Source organism: Flavobacterium aquidurense (assembly GCF_001404985.1).
GTDB lineage: Bacteria > Bacteroidota > Bacteroidia > Flavobacteriales > Flavobacteriaceae > Flavobacterium > Flavobacterium aquidurense_B.
The window spans coordinates 134,691-148,417 of record NZ_JRLF01000011.1 but is presented as its reverse complement, the minus strand read 5'-3'; the positions used below and the strand labels follow the sequence as shown (position 1 = coordinate 148,417).

10 protein-coding genes are annotated in these 13,727 nt (G+C 34.6%); 7 read left to right on the top strand and 3 right to left on the bottom strand.

The window, feature by feature from the left end; all coding sequences use genetic code 11:
* The first annotated feature begins 87 nt into the window (after nt 1-87).
* Entirely contained in the window at nt 88-1,152 is a 1,065-nt protein-coding gene (locus RC62_RS10980) for a Gfo/Idh/MocA family protein (RefSeq protein WP_055095264.1), read from the top strand.
* Nucleotides 1,149-2,729 (top strand): sodium:solute symporter, encoded by a 1,581-nt coding sequence (locus RC62_RS10975; RefSeq protein WP_055095263.1) that lies wholly within the window; start codon nt 1,149-1,151, stop codon nt 2,727-2,729. The genes RC62_RS10980 and RC62_RS10975 overlap by 4 nt, the downstream gene beginning before the upstream one ends.
* A 132-nt stretch (nt 2,730-2,861) precedes the next feature.
* Here RC62_RS10975 and RC62_RS10970 read toward each other — a convergent pair whose 3' ends face one another.
* Nucleotides 2,862-3,077 (bottom strand): helix-turn-helix transcriptional regulator, encoded by a 216-nt coding sequence (locus RC62_RS10970; protein WP_055095262.1) that lies wholly within the window; start codon nt 3,075-3,077, stop codon nt 2,862-2,864.
* Between the two features lie 163 nt (nt 3,078-3,240).
* On the opposite strand from RC62_RS10970, the gene RC62_RS10965 reads away from it, so the two are divergent.
* A complete protein-coding gene (locus tag RC62_RS10965) occupies nt 3,241-3,471 on the top strand; it encodes a SymE family type I addiction module toxin (protein WP_055095261.1) in 231 nt (76 codons plus the stop codon).
* A gap of 29 nt (nt 3,472-3,500) precedes the next feature.
* Here the strand turns inward: RC62_RS10965 and RC62_RS10960 are convergent, their stop codons facing one another.
* A complete protein-coding gene (locus RC62_RS10960; protein ID WP_055095260.1) occupies nt 3,501-3,968 on the bottom strand; it encodes an HAD domain-containing protein in 468 nt (155 codons plus the stop codon).
* Between the two features lie 68 nt (nt 3,969-4,036).
* On the bottom strand, nt 4,037-4,378 hold the full coding sequence (locus RC62_RS10955) for a hypothetical protein (protein ID WP_055095259.1): 342 nt from the start codon (nt 4,376-4,378) through the stop codon (nt 4,037-4,039).
* Nucleotides 4,379-4,643: 265 nt separating this feature from the next.
* Here RC62_RS10955 and RC62_RS10950 point away from each other — a divergent pair, with 265 nt between their 5' ends.
* The 4 genes from RC62_RS10950 to RC62_RS10935 all read left to right on the top strand — a co-directional run bounded on the left by RC62_RS10950 (nt 4,644) and on the right by RC62_RS10935 (nt 13,710).
* Nucleotides 4,644-6,830, top strand: a complete 2,187-nt coding sequence (locus RC62_RS10950) for a family 78 glycoside hydrolase catalytic domain (RefSeq protein ID WP_055095258.1) — start codon at nt 4,644-4,646, stop codon at nt 6,828-6,830.
* A 167-nt stretch (nt 6,831-6,997) separates the two neighbouring features.
* Nucleotides 6,998-8,674: a hypothetical protein gene (locus RC62_RS10945; protein WP_055095257.1), complete on the top strand. Its 1,677-nt coding sequence runs from the start codon at nt 6,998-7,000 to the stop codon at nt 8,672-8,674.
* Nucleotides 8,675-8,900: 226 nt separating this feature from the next.
* Entirely contained in the window at nt 8,901-10,028 is a 1,128-nt protein-coding gene (locus RC62_RS10940) for a glycosylase (protein WP_055095256.1), read from the top strand.
* Nucleotides 10,029-10,365: 337 nt separating this feature from the next.
* On the top strand, nt 10,366-13,710 hold the full coding sequence (locus RC62_RS10935; protein ID WP_245176815.1) for a glycoside hydrolase family 2 TIM barrel-domain containing protein: 3,345 nt from the start codon (nt 10,366-10,368) through the stop codon (nt 13,708-13,710).
* The last annotated feature ends 17 nt before the right edge of the window (nt 13,711-13,727 follow it).

The window sequence follows — 13,727 nt, the reverse complement described above, 5'->3', positions numbered from 1 at the left end:
CTTAATCTGCGTAAAAAAAAACTAGCCTCAAAGATGATTTCGGAAAAAATCTAAAATCTAAACTCAAAAATCTAAAATAATATATCCATGTTAAAAATAGCCATTCTGGGACTCGGAGAAGGACGAAGCACGATGTCTGCCGCTACCGAAAGTTCAAAATTAGAACTCGTAAAAGTATGCGACCGAAACGAAGAATTGTGTAAACAGCGTGCAAAAGAATTCGATTTTCATTCGTACACCACCAATTATGATGATTTGTTAAACGATTCGTCAATTGATATTATTGCCATTTATACACCGGATCATCTTCACGCACAGCATGTAAAACAAGCTTTACTGCACGGGAAACATGTTGTTTGTACGAAACCTTTTATCGATGATCTGTCAGACGCAAGGGAACTATTAGAACTTAGTAAAACAACCGGAAAGAAAGTTTTTATAGGTCAAAGTTCCCGATTTTTTGAACCTGCAAAAAGACAAAGAGCTGATTTTGAAGAAGGATTAATAGGAGATTTAATTACAATCGAAGCACAATATCATGCAGATCATAGATGGTTTTTAAAGAAAGAATGGTCATTGTTGCAATCTTTTAAATGGCTGTACGGAGGATTAAGTCACCCTGTAGATTTTATTAGATGGTATTTGCCCAATATTCAGGAAGTTATGGGTTACGGAATGATCAGCAGTAATGGAAGTGCAGCGGGTTTAAAAAATGAAGATACGATGCATTTTATCTTTAAAGCAACAGATGGAAGAATCGCAAGAGTAAGCGGCGTTTATACTTCGCCAACACAACCTTCACAACGTGACAGCGGAATGAGCACAATTTTAAGAGCGACCGAAGGCGCAAGTCAGGCAGATTATCATGAATTGCGTTATGCTATTACAGACAAAACCGGCGAAGAAAAAGTGATAACATGGGGAGATTCTACCTTGAAACATTATTTCCGTTTTGAAGGACAAAGCCATCACGCCGGAGAATATCAAAACTATCTGGAATATTTTGTAGACAGCATCGAACTCAATTTTGAAGCTTATCCCAACATGGAAGAAGGCATAGGAACCGTTGCTTTATTGCAGGCAATGGATAAATCATTGCAAACCGGAATGCCAGTAAAAATTGCTGATATTCTTAACGAATACGGACTATGAACAGCATCTACGAAAAATTAACGACGCTTGATTTTATAATTGTTGCCGTTTATCTGGTGGCTTTGTTAATCATTGGCTGGGTGGTAAGCGTGAAGCAAAGCAAGAAAAACGAAACACTTTTTCTGGCCGGAAATTCACTAAACTGGTACAGCATTGGGTTTAATATGTGGGGTACAAATGTGGGACCTTCATCGCTATTGGCTTTTGCGAGTATTGGTTACGCAACCGGAATTGTAGCCGGAAATTTTGAGTGGTATGCTTTTGTTTTTTTACTGCTTTTGGCAATGGTTTTTGCACCACGATATATTGCGAGCAAAGTAAGTACAATGCCGGAATATATGGGAAAACGTTATGGCGACTCAACACAAAATATTCTGGCTTGGTATGCTTTAGTCAAAATTTTGGTAAGCTGGTTGTCTTTAGGATTATTTAGCGGAGGCGTTTTAGTGCGTCAGATTTTGGGAATCCCAATGTGGCAAAGTGTAACCGTTTTAGTAATTTTTTCGGGAATTTTTACTTTTGCCGGAGGATTAAAAGCGATTGCCAAAGTCAATGTTTTTCAGATGATTTTGTTGATTGTTGTTTCGCTTACTTTATCATATTTAGGATTACAAAAATTAGGTGGCATTGACGTTTTAATTGCAAAAACACCTTCTAATTTCTGGAATTTAGTGCAGCCTGCAAACGATGCGCATTATCCGTGGCCAGCAATTTTATTGGGATATCCAGTTGCCGCAGTTGCTTTTTTCTGTACAGATCAATCGATGGTGCAGAGTGTTTTGGGAGCAAAGAATCTGGAGCAAGGACAATTGGGTGTTAACTTTATTGGCTGGCTAAAAGTTATGGCTTTGCCGTTGTTTATTTTACCCGGAATTTTGTGTTATGCATTATATCCGGAATTAGGCAAAAACTCAGATTTGGCTTATATGACAATGGTTACAAATTTATTTCCAAGCGGAATGAACGGTTTGGTTATTTGTGTAATGATTGCGGTTTTGGTAGGAACAATTGGTTCGTCGCTAAATGCATTAAGCACCGTTTTTACCAATGATATTTATGTAAAGAAAATCAATCCAACCGCTACTATAAAAGATCAGATTAAAATAGGAAGAATCACCATTGCAGCCGGATGTTTGTTTGCGATTTTAATTGCTGTTGCAATTGATAATATAAAAGGACAAAATTTATTCAATATTTTTCAGGCAGTTTTGGGCTTTTTAGCACCATCATTATCTGTAGTTTTCTTGCTGAGTATTTTCTGGAAACGCACGACCAAAAAAGCTGTAAATGCAACACTTTCCTGGGGTTCTGCTTTTAGTTTGTTTGTTGGGATTTTATATTTATGGATTTTCCCTGCCGATGTTTACACGATTTGGCCTCACTTTTTATTGATCTCATTTTACATTTTTGTGATTTTATTGGTTTCGGCAATTATTATTTCGTTGGTTGATAAATCTCCGGAAGTTAATTTTTCTGATGAAGCTGATATTCCTAAGACTAGTAAGAAAGTGAAGTTTTTATTTGCTTTATTGGGATTGGTGATTTTATGGTTGTATTTTATTTTTAATGGGAATTAAAAGAACAGATAAACAATTCTAATAAAAACAAAAGACTGTCTTTATAGACAGTCTTTTGTTTTTTACGTACTATTTGTCATTCCGACGGAGGAGAAATCTCATTAAGTAACTCCGCAAAGAAAGACATAATTTTTATGCTCTTTTTTCAGTAGAAACCAGCAATTCCCGAATATCAACCTTCAAATATTTAGAAATTTCATAAAGAGTTTCAATAGAAGGCTGATATTCATTTGTACACCAACGCGAAACAGTCGATACAGTTTTACCTAAATGTTTGGCTAATTCCTTATTACTTCTATTATTTTCAACTAAAACAACCTTAATTCTATTTAACTTAAGTTTCGACATAATGTTGATTTATTGCTTTTTTATGCAAATATGATGTATTTTAAATATAATAAAAAGTATAATATTATTACTCAAAAGTGCTATAAGGTTATAATTTAATTTGATAAAATTATAATTTGTAGTAAAATATTTACTATTTTTGTTTCATCGAAATAAAAATAAAATGAAACAATTAGAAAAACGACAACTAAAAATACATCGAAAGTCTTTTGCAAGGTCAACCAGAAAGAATGTTGTGTTCCCTGAAATCCGACTTTGTGGAAAGTGGCTCAAAGATATTGGTTTCGAATGCGGAGGATTTGTAACAATTCGACACGAGAAAAATATAATTATAATCACAGTCAATAAAGAAATTGAAACGAACATAAATAAAACAAAAAAAGCCTCCAAATAAGGAGGCTTCAATTTATAATATAATTGGTTTTAAGCTGAAATAGATTCTTTATTTCTTAAAATATCAATTGCAACTTCTGCTTCTTCACTTGTTATACCTAGAGTTCCACTTGTGACAATAGCTTTATTTCTAATGTTTTCAGGTAAACCATTTAATGATTTATCATCGTCTAAAATGACAAAACTTTCTGAAATACTAGTTTTATTAAACCAACGAAGTATTTCTTCCTTTCTATTCAAATTGTCATCGTTTGGTTCTAGTGAATCAATATTAGCTATAATTCCTCTTGTTTTAAATATTTTTTCCCACTCAGAGTTGCTATATCTTGATTTATGAGATGTTGTTAATAGAACATTTGCTCCAGTACTATTTATAATAGTTTGGAGATTGCTTACAGCTTTCATACTAAAATTAGCAAATCCATCAGATAATATCTCTGTTGGTTTCCAAGAAGTAGTAGGAACCATTACACCATCTATGTCTAGTAAAATTAACATAACACAAAAGTATCTCTTTTTTAGTACATATACTACATATATATTTAGTTAGTTTACTTTCTAACGTATTATTTATCATAACGTTCTGCAAATAATCGTCTAGTGTCAGCATCATCATAATCATCTCTGGTAAGATTGATCTCTTTCCAGGTAAATTTAATCTGACTACTATTTGCACCACCTATAATGGTTTCAGGAATAATATTCAATAATTGATGACATATATATCTGTGATGACCGTCTACAATTCTACCATTTCTTATTTTTATTGCATTAAAAGAATTTCCTTGTTGTAATCTTCTGTGAATTCTTCTTAAAATAGGAAAGCTAATTTCTATTTGTCCCGGTTGATGGCTAAATTCTGTTTCAAGAAGAAATTCTTTAACTTGTTCATATGTAATTTCAATCATTCAACAATATTATAAAAACTTTTCAATCAAATGATTTAAAAAGTAGTATTATTTTTACAATAAAACCCATATCTAATGAATGATAAATCTGACAACACTTTATCTATTTGAATAAAAATCAACTAAATTTTAATGAATTAGATAAAAAAATAGGAGTAAAATTATTGTGAATATATTATTTAAGTTAAATATAGATGTTAAACAGGACACTACAGGTTGTGAAATGTAAAAATAACACTTATCTTTAGTCCCAAAATAAATTAATATGCATAAGCGATTTTCCATTTTAAGATTCCTGTTTTTTTGTATTGTTTTATATCCTTCTGTTTTTCTCTTTGCTCAGGAAAAACCAAAAGAAGCGACATGGATCTGGTACCCAGGTGATTTTGAGGTTTGGTTAAGCAATAAAATGCAGGTAAGACGCACAGAACGCGAAGCAGTATTTCCACCACTTTGGCAATATTACAGTCCGTATTCCTTGGTAACTTTTCAAACAGAAGTAGATATTCCGGAACCAGACGAGGCAAAAATCTATTCAGAAGGATCTTTTCAATTACTTTTAGATGGTGTTCAGGTTTATGGGCAGCCAAAATCAATAAAAATTCCTGCCGGGAAACACAAAATTTCTTTTAAAGTCTATAATCAGGAAGTGTTGCCGGCTATTTATATTGATGGTAAGTATGTTAAATCTGACGCATCCTGGAAGGTTACAAATGAAGATAAACTTTGGATTGATGAATCCGGAAAAGCACAACAATCAGGCACACCATGGGTGCCTGTTGGTTCCTGGAATTTTTATTCACCAGAGAATAAACCTTCAGGTTTTAAACTAACAACTAAACCTTTGAACGCAAAAAAAACAGAAAAAACAGGAACTGGTGAGTTAGTAGATTTTGGTAAAGAAACTTTTGGTTATATTAAAATTCACGGTTTAAAAGGAAAAGGTAAAGTAGCACTTTATTATGGTGAATCTCGTGAGGAAGCGCTGGATTCTGCCAGATGTGAAACTCTGGATCATTTATCTTTTGATGGAAACCAGCCTGAAACCTACACACATAATGCGTCGAAAGCATTCCGCTATGTTCAGGTACAAGCAGATGCAGGGGTGAAATACGATTCTATTTCGATGCTTTATGAATATTTGCCATTAGACTATCGTGGCGCATTCAAATCTTCGGATGAACAATTAAATAAAATTTGGGATGTGTCGGCTTATACGATGCATTTAACCTCTCGTGAATTTTTTATAGACGGGATTAAACGTGACCGTTGGGTTTGGTCCGGCGATGCTTATCAAAGTTATTTAATGAATTATTATTTATTCTTTGATTCGGCTTCTGTAGAACGAACTTTGTTGGCTCTTCGAGGTAAAGAGCCTGTGACTGCTCATATTAATATCATAATGGATTATTCGCTGTATTGGTTTGTAGGTGTTTACGATTACTATTTACACACGGGCGATACGAAATTTATTAAAACTTTTTATCCACGAATGAAATCACTTATGGAGTTCTGCTTAAAAAGAAGAAACACAAACGGATTCCTTGAACCATTAGAAGGCGATTGGGTTTTTATTGACTGGGCAGACGGATTACCAAAAACCGGAGAGGTTAGTTTTGAGCAAATGCTTTTAGCGAGAAGTCTGGAAGCCATGGCAGTTAGTGCTAAAATTGCTGGTGAAAATGAAGACCAAAAACAGTATCAAAAATTAGCAGATGATTTAAAAACAAAATTATTTGATGTGTTTTGGGATAAAAAAGAAAATATTATGAAACACCAACGTATAGATGGGAAAGTTCAAAATATTGTAACCAGATACGCTAATATGTTCGGCATTTTTTTCAATTATTTTAATGAAGAACAAAAACAAAGTATAAAAAAGAAGGTCTTGCTTAATGATGATATTCTTAAAATCACAACACCATACATGCGTTTTTACGAGTTGGAAGCGTTGTGTGCTATGGGCGAGCAGGATTATGTGTTGAAAGAAATGAAAGAGTATTGGGGCGGAATGCTAAATGAAGGCGCAACATCTTTTTGGGAAGAATACAATCCGACCAAAAAAGGAACAGAACATTTAGCGATGTATGGACGCCCTTATGGGAAAAGTCTTTGCCATGCCTGGGGTTCTAGCCCAATTTATTTATTGGGAAAATATTATTTAGGTATAAAACCAACATCTCCGGGATATTCAGAATATGAAATTAAGCCAAATCTTGGCGGTTTACAATGGATGCAAGGAAAAGTACCAACAACAAACGGCGAAGTAGAATTGTATTGCAGTACCAAAGAAATCAAAGTAAAAGCTGCCGAAGGAGAAGGAAAATTGGTTTTTGAAAGTACCAGTAAACCTAAAACAAACTCTGGAACCATTACAGAATTAGCAAAAAATAAATATCAGTTGATTGTAAAACCAAATGTGGAATATAAAATAAGTTATAAAGCGATTTAAGTTTTATTTCTTAGTTATTAGTACATAGTTTGTAACGCTATTTTTGTCATTTCGACGCAGGAGAAATCACACTCGTAACCACAAAGATTGTCGATTATAATTGCGGAATTTCTAGTGCGATTTCTCCCTTCGGTCGAAATGACAAAAAAACAAAAAATAAAAAAACAATGTTTTCAAAAAATACAAAATACAATTTTAAATCAAGCACAGTTTTTCTAACACTGTCTTTACTGTTATTTCAGTTTTCTGTTATGGCACAAAATTCGGCATGGAAACCAGCTTCTTTTGAAGTTGTAAATAATTACAAAACCTTCAAAACGACACAATATGCACATGTTTTTTCAGGAAGTAAACATAATGTTGTTCGTTTAGCTCCGGAATTACAAGGATTAACAGGTCTTGAACTTCCTTTAGATCAATATAAAAAGGGAATAAATTCGCCTTTAAAATTAAAATTTAAAGAGCCGGTTCAGGTTTTAATTGGTGTTTTTCAAGAGAATAATCCTGAATATCTTCCATCAGATAAACTTCAAAACTCAAAACTGATTCTCGAAAACGGATTAACGATAACAGGTTTGCCTCCGGTAAATGTTTATGCAGTTTCTTATGCAAAAGGAACTCAAACCATAAATCCGGGAAAAGGATTGTTTGCGATTTTAGGAGTTGTAAAAAATACTGAAAAACTTGATTTTAGAAACGCAGCACTTCCAGATGGAAAACTGTGGAATCCGACTTTTATAGTAGAAGGATTTTCAGATGAAAAACCACTTTTCGAAATTATTGGTGGAGAAAACAAAGCGGTTGTAGACGAAGGAATGCCTGGAACCGAAGGGATTCAGGGAGGTTTTGAAGGCGGTCGCGTAGTAAAAGCAGGCGATACGTATCATATGTTTCCAACAGAAAGAGCGGGAGAAAAAGGAGTTGATTATTATTATGATCGCGTCAAAACCAGAATCGGTCACTGGACAAGTAAAGATGCAATTCACTGGAAAAGAGAATCGACAATATATCAGGCAAGCGGAACTTATGCCATAACCGAAGATGATAACCCAATGAATGATCGCCGTGCCGCAATTTGGTCGTATATGCCGGTTTTTAACGAAAAGGCAAACAAATGGTACGGCTATTATTTGGCTTATACGGTTAGTAAAACTATAGAACCCAATCATTCTTTTGGCAGAATCTGGCGATGCGAATCAACCGTTGACGGAATCGACGGAATTGGTGGTCCATACAAAGATATGGGTATCATCATAGAACCCGGATTAGACTCTGAACCTTGGGAAGGAAGACAGGGAGTTGCATCCTTTTTCCCATATAAGGTGGGCGATAAATACTTTGGTTTTTACAGTGGAGCTTATCCGTTTAATTCCTGGGCAGATTATCCTAAGAAATCAGGAAAAGGATGGTTTGTTGGCTTAGCCGAATCAAAAACTTTAGAAGGTCCGTGGTCACGAATTAAAGACGGCAGCAACCCAATTAAAACGATGCATCCTTTTTTTGTAGAGAATCCAATTGTGAGCCAGCTTCCTAATGGTTTATATATTGCCATTTTTGATGGAGGTCCGGACGGTTGGGGACATCATTTACCAAATATGATAGCATATTCAGTATCAAAAGATGGAAAAAATTGGAGTGAAGCACGATATCTTCCAATAGAAACAAAAGTCGATAAATGGTGGGATATTATGAGAACACCCTTATGTTTAATTCCAGAAGGAAATGATGTATACACCATTGTTTACGCAGCAATTGATCTCAAGAAAAGATTTCACCCAATGGGAATGGTAAAAGTAAAATTAAACAAAGATGTGATGGAATCCCGATTATTAGAAATGAAATAAATAGAACGCAGATGACGCGGATTTACTTCGTAAAGACGCAGATTTGCGCGGATTTTTTTATTTTAAACCTGCTTAATCTTTGTCAAAGTTTAAACTTAAATAAAGATGCAACCAAGAGATACAGGAAAAAATAGAAGCAAAATAAAATCCGTTTTTATCCGCGTTTTTACAAAGTAAATCCGTTTAATCCGCGTCAAAAAATCGCATTTATAATTAAAATTAGAAAATGAAAATCAAAACGAAATATCTCTTAATTGCAATTACAGCTTTATTAATTACAAGTTGTGCAACAATAAAATACAAGAAAAGAGAAATCAACGAAACCGTAATGCAGGAGATTTACAACGAAGTAAAAACGCCTTACAAATACGGTTTGGTAATGGTGCCAACTGACAACTCTTATAAAATGGATTGCCCAAGCGTGTTTAGAAAAGATGGAAAATGGTTCATGACATATCTAATCTACGGAGGACGTGGTTACGAAACATGGCTTGCGGAAAGTAACGATTTATTGCATTGGAAACATTTGGGTAAAGTAATGTCTTTCTCAGAAAATGAACAACATTGGGATGTGAACCAAAAAGCAGGATATATTTCACTGCAAGACCCAACCTGGGGCGGAAGCTATGAATGGAAAAAATACGATGATAAATACTGGATGAGTTATTTTGGCGGAGACAGCAAAGGTTACGAAGCCGGAATTTTATCCATAGGAATGGCTTATACGAAAGAATCTCCAACAAAAGCACATGAGTTTGAAAGATTAGAGAAACCGGTTTTATCTCCAAAAGACAAAGACGCCAGATGGTGGGATAATAGTACGATGTATAAAAATAGTGTGATTCGTGATAAGGATAAATTGACAGGACACAATTTTATAATGTATTACAATGCGCGTGGAGATAGTATAAATCCTGCTAAAGGCGCAGAGCGTATTGCTATGGCAGTATCAGATGATATGAAAGAATGGAAACGTTATGGAAATAAACCGTTAATCAATCATAATAAAGGAATCTCAGGAGATGCCTATATTCAACGTATTAATGATACGTGGGTAATGTTCTATTTTGGAGCTTTCTGGACGGGTTGGAATCAAGGTGCATTTAACCGTTTTGCCGTTTCGAATGATTTAGTAAACTGGAACGACTGGAAAGGCGAAGATTTAATCAAATCATCTGAACCTTATGACGATATGTTTGCGCATAAATCATTTGTTGTAAAACATGATGGTGTAGTTTATCATTTTTACTGTGCAGTAAACAAAGCAGAACAAAGAGGAATTGCTGTAGCAACGTCTAAAGATTTAGGTAAAAGTGAAACGAATTTTGTGGCACCGCCGGAGAAAAAGAAATAGTATTCAGTTTTCAGTCTCAGTAATCAGTGATTAAAGATGTAGTCCCTACGGGACATTTTGATAGAGAGACGTTTTTTGTTACCAATATTTAATCTCTACGAGATATTCCGTTAGGAATTTAATATTGGTAGAAAAAGAAATAGTATTCAGTTTTCAGTCTCAGTAATCAGTGATTAAAGATGTAGTTCCTACGTGAGATTTTGATAGTGAGACGTTTTTATTACCAATATTTAATCTCTACGAGATATTCTGTTAGGAATTTAATATTGGTAGAAAAAAAATAATATTCGTAAAATAAATTTGTCCCGTAGGGACTACACAATATAATTAGACAATAATGAATAACAATATAAAACCAATGTCAATATATATTCGTCAATTTTTGAACTTTCGACTTTCGACTTTCAACTTTTTGTCTATTATTTTACTTCTAACAATTAACAGCCACGCCCAATCTGTTACGGGTGAACCTGCTGGAATTCCTGAATTGCACAAAAAATATGAGTTTGCTCCGTGGGAAGATCCTACGGTTACAAGTATAAACAGACAACCATCAAGAGCAACGGCATATTCGTATACAAACATTGAAGATGCATTAAAAGGTGACAGAACAAAAAGCCGTTTGAAAATGCTGACCGGAGATTGGAATTTTAAATATGCATCCAATCTTAAAGAAGCTTCTAAAGATTTTTATAAAGGAAAAGTAAATGGTTGGGATAAAATCGAAGTACCGTCAAACTGGGAATTAAAAGGATATGATATTCCAATTTACAAAAGTGCCGTTTATCCGTTCAGACCAATAAATCCGCCTTATATTCCTAAAGATTACAATGGTGTAGGTTCATATCAACGCAGTTTTACCGTTCCGGAGAATTGGAAAGATATGACTGTAACCCTGCATTTTGGAGCTGTAAGTTCTGGATTTCAGGTTTGGCTTAACGGAGAATTTTTGGGTTATGGAGAGGATAGTTTTCTACCATCAGAATTTGATATTACGCCATATTTAAAAGAAGGAGAAAATGTAGTTTCGGTTCAGGTAATTCGCTGGACAGACGGTTCATATCTGGAAGATCAGGATCATTGGCGCGTAAGCGGGATTCAGCGTGAAGTTTTTATTATGGCTGAGCCAAAGTTACGCATTCAGGATTTTTTTTATCAAACCAAGTTAGACAAACAATATAAAGATGCTTCGTTTCAACTGAGACCAAAAGTAGAAAATCTTACAGGTGAAAAAATCAAAGATTATACGTTTCAGGCACAATTATACGATGCTGATAATGTGGCTTTATTCAAAGAACCACTTCAAAAACCCGTTATTGACATGATCAACGAAAGTTATCCGCGTTTAGATAATGTGCGTTTTGGAATGTTCAAGGAAAATATCAGTAATCCGAAAAAATGGAGTTCAGAAGAGCCTAATTTGTACACTTTGGTAATGTCGATAAAAGATCCAAACGGAAACATCACAGAAGTTAAAAGCTGTAAAGTTGGTTTTAGATCCATAGAATTTTCGAAAGACAACGGTAAAATGCTCATTAACGGAAAAGAAACCTATGTATATGGAGTAAATCGTCACGATCAGCACCCAACTCGCGGGAAAGCCGTTACAAGAGAAGATATAAAAGAAGATATTACAACGATTAAAAAGTTTAATTTCAATTTTATACGAACCAGCCATTATCCTAATGATCCATATTTTTATGATTTATGCGACCAATACGGAATCATGGTTATGGACGAAGCCAATCAGGAAACACACGGAATTGGTGGTAAATTAAGCAACGACCCAAAATGGACAAACGCTTATTTAGAGCGTATGACCAGAATGGTAGAACGAGATAAAAATCATCCGTCGGTAGTTTTTTGGAGTTTGGGTAACGAAGGAGGAAAAGGTCCAAATCACGCTGCAATGGCAGGTTGGGTTCATGATTTTGACATTACGCGTCCCGTGCATTACGAACCGGCACAGGGAAATCCGAGGTTAGACGGCTATATTGATCCCCTTGATCCAAGATATCCCAAAACAATCGATCATGCTTACAGATTCGAAAATCCGCAGGATGAACCTTATGTAGATATGGTAAGTAGATTTTATCCGGGAGTATTTACGCCTAAATTTTTGGTAGATCAAAAGAAAGATACACGACCAATTATTTTTGTGGAATATTCTCATGCAATGGGAAATTCGGTTGGAAATTTAAAAGAATTATGGGATGAATTTCGTTCGCTTCCAAGAGTTATTGGCGGTTGTATCTGGGAATTTAAAGATCAGGGATTATTGAAAAAAGATTCTGCAACGGGTCAGGAATTTTTTGCTCACGGTGGAGATTTTGGAGAAAAATACCATGACGGAAATTTCAATACAAAAGGAATTGTTGATTCAAACGGAAAACCAAAAGGTTCTATTTATGAGAATAAGTGGATTTACCAACCCGCAACAAGTACTTTAAAAGACGGTTTTCAATTAGAAATTAAAAATCGCCAGGCAGTAAAATCTTTAGCTGCGTATATTCCTGTTTTGAAAATATTAGAAAACGGAAATGTAATCAAAACGCAAATTTTAAAACCTTTCAATTTAGAAGCCGGACAATCTTTCATTTTGGATGTAAAACAATATTTGCCTAAATTAAAAAAGGATGCCGAATATTTTCTGAATATCGAATTCCAGCTTTCTAAAGAAGAGCTTTGGGCTTCTAAAGGTTACGTTGTAGCAGAAGATCAGTTTTTATTGAAAAAGAAAGATGTCGAAATTGATTTTAAAAACTCAAAAGATCCTAAATATAAAACCACAGAAACAGATACAGACTTTAAAATAAAAGGAAAAACTTTCGAGATCAATATCAGCAAAGCAAACGGAGCATTGAATTCGTATGTTTTCAATGGCGAAGAACAGATTTTTTCTCCGCTCTTGCCTAATTTTGTCAGACCACTTACAGACAATGACAAACGAGGATGGAAGTCGCATAAGGTTTTGAAACCGTGGTATCAGGCAAAACCTAAAGTATTAAGTACAAAAATGGCAATTGGAATTGACGGAACCATAATTACAAGTGAGTATGAAGTTATAAAAGACAGTGCAAAAGTAACCGTAGCTTATAAAATCAGTGAAAACGGAGTAATCAAAGTTGATTATAGTTTGAACGCTACCAATAAATTACCCAATATTCCAAAAATCGGAATGCAAATGGGCGTACAAAGAAAATTCGATCAGATTTCGTGGTACGGAAAAGGCGAATTAGAGAATTATATCGATAGAAGCTTCGGGTCATTTGTAGGGAAATATTCTTTACCAATTAATGATTTTATCGAGCACTATGTAAAACCCCAGGAAAACGGAAACAGAACAGAAGTAAGATGGATGGCTTTTACAACACCTCAAAAAAATGAAGGTTTATTGGTTTTTAAAGAAGAGAAAAATCTAAGCATGAGCGCCTGGCCTTACACACAAGAAAATTTAAGTGCTGCTAAACATACTTTTGATCTTAAGGATCCCGGTTTTTTAACGGTAAATATCGATTTGATTCAGATGGGAGTAGGAGGAAACGACAGCTGGACTTCGGTTGCACAGCCTTTAGAGCAACATCAAATAAAATCAGGAGATTATAAGTATAGTTTTTATTTGGTTCCCTTCCAAGAATCTAAAAATGGTCTGGAAGACAGTTTAAAGAAATTTAAATATTAAGTTACTCTTACTAAACC

What these genes read in the sequence shown, in the direction of transcription:
- RC62_RS10980 (WP_055095264.1), top strand. Translation starts at nt 88, where the DNA reads ATGTTAAAAATAGCCATTCTGGGACTCGGAGAAGGACGAAGCACGATG.
- RC62_RS10975 (WP_055095263.1), top strand. Translation starts at nt 1,149, where the DNA reads ATGAACAGCATCTACGAAAAATTAACGACGCTTGATTTTATAATTGTT.
- RC62_RS10970 (WP_055095262.1), bottom strand. Translation starts at nt 3,077, where the DNA reads ATGTCGAAACTTAAGTTAAATAGAATTAAGGTTGTTTTAGTTGAAAAT.
- RC62_RS10965 (WP_055095261.1), top strand. Translation starts at nt 3,241, where the DNA reads ATGAAACAATTAGAAAAACGACAACTAAAAATACATCGAAAGTCTTTT.
- RC62_RS10960 (WP_055095260.1), bottom strand. Translation starts at nt 3,968, where the DNA reads ATGTTAATTTTACTAGACATAGATGGTGTAATGGTTCCTACTACTTCT.
- RC62_RS10955 (WP_055095259.1), bottom strand. Translation starts at nt 4,378, where the DNA reads ATGATTGAAATTACATATGAACAAGTTAAAGAATTTCTTCTTGAAACA.
- RC62_RS10950 (WP_055095258.1), top strand. Translation starts at nt 4,644, where the DNA reads ATGCATAAGCGATTTTCCATTTTAAGATTCCTGTTTTTTTGTATTGTT.
- RC62_RS10945 (WP_055095257.1), top strand. Translation starts at nt 6,998, where the DNA reads ATGTTTTCAAAAAATACAAAATACAATTTTAAATCAAGCACAGTTTTT.
- RC62_RS10940 (WP_055095256.1), top strand. Translation starts at nt 8,901, where the DNA reads ATGAAAATCAAAACGAAATATCTCTTAATTGCAATTACAGCTTTATTA.
- RC62_RS10935 (WP_245176815.1), top strand. Translation starts at nt 10,366, where the DNA reads ATGAATAACAATATAAAACCAATGTCAATATATATTCGTCAATTTTTG.